We start from the raw sequence: 7,834 nt of genomic DNA, 5'->3' as shown, positions 1-7,834 counted from the left end.
TTAATAAATCCTCAACATTTAAGAAACTGGTTTGCTATTTGTTGCTACTGTACCTCATAACAGCCGCAAATGCTGTAACGGCAACTCCTACCCCTTTGCTACCAGTAGGTTCCCTGATAGTTTCCTCTCCCCAACTGCGTGTATTACTACTCCCGCCTTTACCACCATCAGGAATCGATATTTGAGGCATTTCATCCGTTACAATCCAAATGCCGTCGTTTTTGGGTGTTTCTGACATATTACTTTAAATATTTACATTAAATCTTTCCATTAAATCTTTCCATAAATTATAGATACAACGGTAAAGATAGTGATTCCGATTACTAGGAAATTTCACTGTATATCTCTATCCCACCTCTCCCTCCTTTGCGAACCTCCGCGTTTCCATAGACAAGAGACGCGATGAATTATCGCGTCTTTAGCGATCTAGAGTTTTCATCAAAAAACCTTAACTGAACCGTATTGCCTCCAATTACAGCAAATTTTGTCAACCAACTTGAAATGAAACATCAAAAACATAACCCCTCTCCGCCACCGGAAAGGGGTTAATCACTGCCGAAACTATATTGTACAGACGCGATTCATTGCGTCTCTATTCAGCAATATCTAATAAGCATCTTGCAACTCGTAGAAATCAGGCGAGATGTAATCCTTCCGCAAAGGCCAACCTACCCAATCTTCCGGCATCAAAATCCGCTTGAGATTTGGGTGTCCTTCGTAGATAATGCCGAACATATCGTAAGACTCGCGCTCTTGCCAATCTGCGGTCTTCCAAATCCAGTACAGAGAAGGGACTACGGGGTTTTCCCGTGGTAAGAACACCTTAACTCGAACTTCTTCGGGGCGATCGCTATTATCACCGACTTTAATCAAGTGATACACACTTACCAATTCCTGTCCTGGCCCAAGGTCAACGCCACCTTGAAACTGGAGATAATTAAACCCATAAGCATAAAGGGCTGTAGCGGTAGGAAGCAAGAAATCTGCCGCCACCTTAATTATCTCTACACCATTCTTATCTGGTGCTAAAAACTCATGGTCAAAGCCATTTTCTGTCAACCACTGGGAAACTTTACCCGCTTGTACCAATGCCTCTTCTTTGGCTGCTGGTACTGGTTTAGATTCTTCTTCAGCCACGGGTTTGTTCCTCCTTTTGCGCCTTTTCTGTCAGCAGTGCAGGTGGTATTGGCATACCGATCGCTTCCGTCAATTCCTTCGGTGGTGCATAGCGAGTTTCTGACTGCAAATACTTACCAGTTAAGATTTCCTCTACTGGCTTCAAATTATGAGTCGTGCTGTAGTAGCGGTGGGTTTGCTTAATTTTATCCCGCTCTTGCATCGATTCATTGGCGATTTTCTTTCGCAGCTTAATGATTGCGTCGATAATTGCTTCTGGACGGGGAGGGCAACCAGGCAAGTACACATCCACAGGAATCAGTTTATCGACTCCGCGCACTGCTGTGGGAGAATCAACGCTGAACATCCCGCCAGTAATTGTGCAAGCTCCCATCGCAATTACATACTTCGGCTCCGGCATTTGTTCATAAAGACGCACCAGTTGGGGAGCCATCTTCATCGTAATAGTCCCTGCCGTAATAATTAAATCGGCTTGGCGGGGGCTAGAACGGGGAATTAGTCCAAAACGGTCAAAGTCAAATCGGGAACCAATTAAAGCTGCAAACTCAATAAAGCAGCAAGCAGTACCAAACAGCAACGGCCACAAACTAGAAAGCCGCGCCCAGTCGTAGAGGTCATCAACCGTCGTCAAAATGACGTTTTCTGAAAGGTCTTGAGTGATTGTAGTCCGTTCAATGGGGTTGATGATTCGCTCTTTGCCCTGGGTTGTTAAGTTAGAATTCAAGACCATTCCAAAGCTCCTTTACGCCATGCGTAAACTAAAGCGACTACAAGAATTGCAATAAAGACTAGCGCTTCAATAAATGCCAATAGCCCCAAACGGTGGAAAGCTACCGCCCAAGGATACAAGAAAACAGTCTCCACATCAAAGACGACGAAGACCAGAGCAAACATGTAGTAGCGGATGTTGAACTGAATCCAGGCTCCCCCGATGGGTTCCATGCCAGATTCATAGGTGGTGCGACGTTCTGGGCTATAACTACTGGGTCGTAGGAGCTTGGATGCTGAGAGCGCTAAGGCAGGTACTAGGCTACAGATTATGAAGAAGCCTAGAAGGTACTCGTAACCGCTGAGGACAAACACAATGAGTATCTACCGCTTATGGAGTATTTTAAGTAGTGACCTGAGATTGGGTACTGACTACTAAAGATTAGGGACTATAGCGATTCTGTGTTGAGTTCAATACAGACCTAACCGCCAGCCCCTTCTCCTTGGAGGGAAGGGGAGCAAGCATCAAAGCTTCTCTTTTTTTAGGAGAGAGGAATGCCCCAATTCCCCATAGCCAATGCCCAATCCCTTGAATTACGTTACTTTCTTTTACATTATATCTGTTTGGTTTTTCTGAAATCTGGGAAACAGATGCACTTCAGGTATTTAATTCGCTTTTGCTAGTGATAGAAAAGTCTAACAATTATGTCATAATTTTTAACGTATATTTAAGATTTCTCCTCTGCGAGGCCTTAGCCATGAGCGAACCAGCTGTTGAGACTACGGTGTTAGACCGCTACGAGTGTCGCGCCTGCGGTTATGTTTACGAACCTGAAAAGGGAGACGACAAGGATGATATTCCTTCAGGGACAACCTTTGCAGAACTGCCCATAAATTGGCGCTGTCCAGTTTGTAGTGCTAAAAAAACCGCTTTTGCCAACATCGGCCCTGCGGGTACTGCATCAGGCTTCAAAGAAAATCTCGGTTACGGTTTGGGTGTCAATAACCTAACGCCAACACAAAAAAATATCCTAATTTTTGGTGCTTTGGCTCTTGGCTTCTTGTTTTTTATCAGTCTCTACGGCTTGCAATAACAGCCGTTATATCGGAAACAGGGAGTTTACTGTGTAATTAAAATCGCATAAATGTGTCGTTCGTTTTACCAGTTCCGTAGAGCGGTCATGACCCTCAATACCATATTGGGTTAATATTTTCTGGAATTTTTGAAAAGCTTTTTAATAAGGACTTTTAATCCAAAATCCAAAATCTAAAATCCAAAATTGGTATAAGGTAAACCTTTTAGAGAACACCTACAGAAATTTAGAAACAACTTAAGAAATACTAATGCATTCAATTGTGAAAAGTTGGCAACGAATAGCTGCCTTGTTAATAGTAGTCATCATGTGCATAGGTTGTAGCAAAGTTCCTTCTGTTAGCTACAACCCTTGGAAAGTAATTTCTGTGCCAACAGACTCGAATCTATTGGATATTGCTTTTACTAATAACCCTGAGCATGGCTACTTAGTAGGTAGCAATGCCACCCTCTTGGAAACCAATGATGGTGGTAATACCTGGAAACCAATCACACTGCAACTGGATGAGCAAAAGTATCGCTTTGACTCAGTAAGTTTTGCAGGTAAAGAAGGCTGGATTGCCGGAGAGCCTGGACTGTTGCTGCACACTACCGATGAAGGTGCTTCTTGGTCGCGTATTCCCCTGAGCGAAAAGCTACCAGGTAGCCCGATCGCAGTTAAGGCACTAGCAGACAACACAGCTGAAATGGCTACTGATGTAGGAGCCATATATAAGACCACAGACGGCGGCAAAAATTGGAAAGCCCAGGTGGAATCAGCAGTCGGTGTAGTGCGTAACTTGGAACGTTCTGCTGATGGTAAGTATGTTGCCGTTTCCGCTAAGGGTAGTTTCTACTCAACTTGGGAACCGGGGCAAGATGCTTGGGTACCCCATAACCGCATTAGTTCTCGGCGGGTAGAAAATATGGGCTTTGCTGAAAATGGGCAATTGTGGTTGCTAGCCAGGGGAGGTCAAGTTCAGTTTAGTGACCCAACTAAACCTGAAGAATGGCAAGAGGCAAAATATCCAGAGTTATCTACTAGTTGGGGTTTACTGGATTTGGCATATCGCACACCCGATGAAATTTGGGTAGGTGGCGGTAGCGGTAATTTACTACGAAGTACCGACGGTGGTAAAACCTGGGAAAAAGACCGTGCGGTGGAAGAAGTTGCTGCTAATTTGTACAAGATTGTGTTCTTAGAGCCAGAGCGGGGATTTATAATTGGCGATCGCGGCGTTTTGCTCAAATATCTACCAAACCCTGAAACAACTTCTCAAGAAGCAGCTTGAAGAAGGGAATAGGGTACAGGTTACAGGGTATAGATTATTTCCCTATCACCTATCACCTATCACCTCTCCCCTAATTCCCATACCCAATTTCTGAGAAGAACTTTGCAACTTGTAACTCTTTCTTAACTTTGTAGGATAATAAACTCAATAACACTCTATGTATAAGGTAGGGATCTAAATGTCAGGTACCACTGGAGAACGTCCGTTTTCGGACATCATTACTAGCGTTCGTTACTGGGTAATTCACAGCATCACCATCCCGGCATTGTTTATTGCCGGTTGGCTATTTGTCAGCACCGGGCTGGCTTATGATGCCTTTGGCACACCCCGCCCCGACGAGTATTTCACACCAGCGCGGCAAGAAGTGCCAATTGTGAAGAACCGTTTTGAAGCTAAAAAACAAGTTGAACAATTTATTGGAAAGTAGTTTGAGATCATGACTAGCGGCAATAACATCAATCAACCAGTTACCTATCCAATTTTTACCGTTAGATGGCTGGCAGTTCACACCTTAGGTGTACCAACTGTATTCTTTTTGGGCGCGATCGCCGCAATGCAATTTATTCAACGTTAGGAGCAATTATGGTAGAAAGATCGCCCAATCCCAATAATCAGCCGGTTGAACTAAACCGGACTTCGCTATACCTGGGACTACTACTAGTTTTCGTTCTGGGGATTCTGTTTTCCAGTTACTTCTTTAACTAACTGGGAACTACTGTTGTTAATCTTTGTTTATTGAACGTGTGTTGATTTGTTGTTAAGGGAGGAGAGAAGCTGTGTCTGGAAGTGGGAGAATTCCCCTGTGGGTCGTCGCTACGATCGCAGGATTAGGTATAATTACAGTCTTGGGCATTTTCTTTTATGGTGCCTACGCCGGACTCGGTTCTTCGATTTAACATGAGTTAGTTTGAACCGAACACTATAAGTTAGAATTTTCTAGCATTTGTTGAAAAATCAACGTTAAAAAACCGCCTGTCTCTATGAGATAGGCGGTATTAATTTTGGTCAATAGTCTAGAAACGTATCTGACAGAATTGATAACTTTCGTTTGTCCGAAAACTTGACTAATGACTACTGACTCATGATTACATCAGCTGATATCGTCGCTTTCAATGTATAAAAATAGAAACGCGAAGGTTATAGCTGGTAGAACCCAACCAATGATGGGAACGAAGATAGAAGGCAAAAAAGAAGCTGCCATAATAAAGGTTCCTGCTAAATAACACTACAATTCAAAATGAGCTTACTGCAAATTCTGCCAGATTTTTGAAATTCTTTCATATTTTTAACACAGCTCATATTGGGAGCGGGAGTAGGGGAAGCTTTTTTGAATAATTTTTCCTTGTCCCCTTGTCCTTAAGTTATTATTTTTACTTACTACTCGCTATCACATACCCAGGAGTTCATCTAACTGCAAGCTTGGCAAGTCTGGAGGAATCACAGTTCGCACTATTGTGACTTTGTGACTTTCCTGTTGGGTTGTTAGATCAAGTGCGATCGCTTCTAAGCGAATTTCCAAACAGCCAAAGGGAATGTTTAATTGCGTCATCACTTCCAATCCTCCCAAGGCATTAGGTAGCAGATTTGCCAGTAAATGGGGCCCCTCTAGTAACCAGCGAGTTTGATAATCTTCAACCCATAACTTGACAACAACTTGGGGAGGTACTTCAGGCAGTACTAGGCGCACTATGATAAACTTGCCTGCGATTAGTTCGCCGTCTGGTATATGCAGTTCTGGAATTGGCAAAGGCTCAATGACTGCCGTATTTATGGGTGGAGAAGAGGATAAACCTAACATTGGTTGCTTCTCTTCTTCAAGGGAGTAATTCTTTGTTACATCGGCTTCCAGTTCATCATATGTATCATCTACAACAATTTCTTGCGCTAACCAAGCCGACGCTATATTCATTTTTATTGGAGGAGGGGGAGGCGGTAGTTGTGTTACCAGAGCCATTGAGAGTGGTGGTTCGGATACTTTTTCTACTACCGTATCTTCCCCTATCTCTAGATCAGCTTCCTTTGCTGTGTCTGTGTCTTTCCCAAAGTTCCCAAGATCGAAAACCGACTCTTGAACTTCTTCCCACGTCTGTGTATCAGCATCTAGGCTTAACGGCAAGTTGACATCAACATTGGGAGTATTGGGAGTTTCAGCACTAAGAGAAAGCTGGGTCTGCTGGGCTGGAACATAGTTATCGTAGTCTTGAGGTTGCAGATCATTAATGGATTCAGGCAAAGAGTATCCTTGGCTCTGCATCCACTTCCTGAGCAGAGGAGATGAGTAAAGGTTACCTGTTGTAATAAATTGTGAATTTGGCTGGGTTTCTACTTCAGCAACAGATTCTTCCTGGAATTGTGAATTTGGCTGGGCTTCTACTTCAGCAACAGATTCTTCCTGGAATTGTGCATCATCTACTACTAATTCCGGTATATTTTCATCTTCAGCTACAATTTCGTCCAACTGCGGGAAGTCTTCATCTGCTGGAACTTGCAATGCATCTGGGGGGACATTGCTTTTTACTTCTTCTGTATCACCTGACAAAGTTTGTAGGCGTTTCAAGTATGGCAAAGTAGTGACGAGCATTGGCATTCGACGTTGCCTAATGACCAACTGCTCCAAGTTGATGGCAGCTATAATTGCATCTTTTTCTAGAAACTCATCCTGTGTAGGGGGTTCTGCAACAACATCTGTGGGAAGGTTGGCATCGCTTTGAATAGGGGGCAGTTTCGGCAATTGAGGCGAAGTAACTGAATTCTTTAAGTTGGATGTCCGCAGGGTGGCTTCTCGCAGAACTTGCAGGTTAATTTGCGGTGGTAAGGGTGTATTTGGGGATGGATTGAGTATCTGAGACTGGTCTGTTTTTGGAATATTGACCAGATTGAATAGTTTCAAATCTATCCTCACAGCGGTCTCCGGCTCCGTGAAAGCAGCAGACGAGTCGGATGGTGTTATGGGATCATTTAAGGATGTACTAGGTTTTGCTGCGGCTGTGATTGCCAGTAATTCTGTTACATCTGCTGTAATGGTGAAAGACTGGCTGGCTAACCGGATGACTTCACCAACATCGGCGAATTCACCATACAAACTGATATCTGCCAAAATTAACTTAGATTCACAGTCAGCAGGAATATTAATTGAGGTATTGATGATGAAGGGCAACTCCTGGTCTGGTAAGGGTTGCCGTACCTGGGTTAAGATTTCTGGTTCTAGGGGCGATCGCAGTTCAATTCCTAGTTCAAGCGTCCGTAGCCTTTTTGGGGATAATGTTTCAGCCTGATCTAGATTAGTCTTTTCTTTGAGTTCTATCTGCCCATTGATTGTAAGAGCTTGTCCCCAACGAGCTATGTAAATATCCTGGTCTAAAGTTAGCAGTAATGGTGGCGGTGGTTGTGTTGCTGGAGAATTTGCAACCTTTTCATCTTTTGGCAGGGCTTCAGAAGCGGGTAAAGCTAAATCTATTAAATTTTGTAAAATCTGCTCTGCCGTCTCACCTTTGAGCCAAACAGGACTCACAGGCTCATCGATATCTTCCTCAGTTTCATCTGGTACAACAATGGTAACGGGGTTGCTGTGTGTAGCAATTGCCGATTCTGTGGAAACAGCGATCGCTTTATCTAGCTTAATTAC

12 protein-coding genes are annotated in these 7,834 nt (G+C 43.6%); 7 read left to right on the top strand and 5 right to left on the bottom strand.

The genetic code is table 11. From position 1 onward, the window contains the following. Positions 1-185, top strand: a 185-nt coding sequence (locus ACEYW6_RS16775) for a hypothetical protein (RefSeq protein ID WP_412980585.1), incomplete at its 5' end; no start/stop codon positions are given. Positions 186-606: 421 nt separating this feature from the next. Here the strand turns inward: ACEYW6_RS16775 and ACEYW6_RS16770 are convergent. The 3 genes from ACEYW6_RS16770 to ndhC are packed head-to-tail and all read right to left on the bottom strand — an operon-like array spanning position 607 to position 2,220. After that, positions 607-1,137, bottom strand: coding sequence for an NAD(P)H-quinone oxidoreductase subunit J (locus tag ACEYW6_RS16770; protein ID WP_412980584.1), 531 nt, complete (start codon positions 1,135-1,137; stop codon positions 607-609). Further along, on the bottom strand, positions 1,130-1,867 hold the full coding sequence (gene ndhK / locus ACEYW6_RS16765; RefSeq protein WP_196510528.1) for a photosynthetic/respiratory NAD(P)H-quinone oxidoreductase subunit K: 738 nt from the start codon (positions 1,865-1,867) through the stop codon (positions 1,130-1,132). Before ndhK ends, ACEYW6_RS16770 begins: the two co-directional genes overlap by 8 nt. Beyond that, complete coding sequence (ndhC, locus tag ACEYW6_RS16760) at positions 1,858-2,220, bottom strand: photosynthetic/respiratory NAD(P)H-quinone oxidoreductase subunit C (protein WP_104908259.1); 363 nt, start codon at positions 2,218-2,220, stop codon at positions 1,858-1,860. The genes ndhK and ndhC overlap by 10 nt, the downstream gene beginning before the upstream one ends. Before the next feature lie 383 nt (positions 2,221-2,603). On the opposite strand from ndhC, the gene ACEYW6_RS16755 reads away from it, so the two are divergent. The 6 genes from ACEYW6_RS16755 (at position 2,604) to ACEYW6_RS16730 (ending at position 5,105) form a co-directional block, all read left to right on the top strand. Further along, positions 2,604-2,939: a rubredoxin gene (locus tag ACEYW6_RS16755; protein ID WP_104908258.1), complete on the top strand. Its 336-nt coding sequence runs from the start codon at positions 2,604-2,606 to the stop codon at positions 2,937-2,939. A gap of 250 nt (positions 2,940-3,189) precedes the next feature. Continuing rightward, positions 3,190-4,209 carry a photosynthesis system II assembly factor Ycf48 gene (locus ACEYW6_RS16750; RefSeq protein ID WP_412980583.1) on the top strand — a complete coding sequence of 340 codons (1,020 nt, stop codon included), beginning with the start codon at positions 3,190-3,192 and terminating at the stop codon, positions 4,207-4,209. 178 nt (positions 4,210-4,387) lie between these two features. Beyond that, a complete protein-coding gene (psbE, locus tag ACEYW6_RS16745; protein WP_162399775.1) occupies positions 4,388-4,636 on the top strand; it encodes a cytochrome b559 subunit alpha in 249 nt (82 codons plus the stop codon). 9 nt (positions 4,637-4,645) lie between these two features. Then, the gene (psbF, locus tag ACEYW6_RS16740; RefSeq protein WP_015115279.1) at positions 4,646-4,783 is read left to right on the top strand and encodes a cytochrome b559 subunit beta; all 138 of its coding nucleotides are present in this window, start codon (positions 4,646-4,648) and stop codon (positions 4,781-4,783) included. A gap of 8 nt (positions 4,784-4,791) precedes the next feature. Beyond that, positions 4,792-4,914 carry a photosystem II reaction center protein L gene (locus ACEYW6_RS16735; RefSeq protein ID WP_012411802.1) on the top strand — a complete coding sequence of 41 codons (123 nt, stop codon included), beginning with the start codon at positions 4,792-4,794 and terminating at the stop codon, positions 4,912-4,914. A gap of 71 nt (positions 4,915-4,985) precedes the next feature. Then, a complete protein-coding gene (locus tag ACEYW6_RS16730) occupies positions 4,986-5,105 on the top strand; it encodes a photosystem II reaction center protein J (protein WP_012411803.1) in 120 nt (39 codons plus the stop codon). A 194-nt stretch (positions 5,106-5,299) separates the two neighbouring features. On the opposite strand, the gene ACEYW6_RS16725 is transcribed toward ACEYW6_RS16730, so the two are convergent. Next, complete coding sequence (locus ACEYW6_RS16725; protein ID WP_084227157.1) at positions 5,300-5,410, bottom strand: photosystem I reaction center subunit VIII; 111 nt, start codon at positions 5,408-5,410, stop codon at positions 5,300-5,302. Between the two features lie 186 nt (positions 5,411-5,596). Then, a partial coding sequence (locus ACEYW6_RS16720) for a hypothetical protein (RefSeq protein WP_412980582.1) occupies positions 5,597-7,834 on the bottom strand: 2,238 nt, incomplete at its 5' end.

It is taken from the genome of Nostoc sp. UIC 10607 (assembly GCF_047228265.1).
Classification (GTDB): domain Bacteria; phylum Cyanobacteriota; class Cyanobacteriia; order Cyanobacteriales; family Nostocaceae; genus Nostoc; species Nostoc foliaceum_A.
Note: the sequence above shows the minus strand (reverse complement) of the source record. Positions and strands in the feature narration are given on the sequence as shown.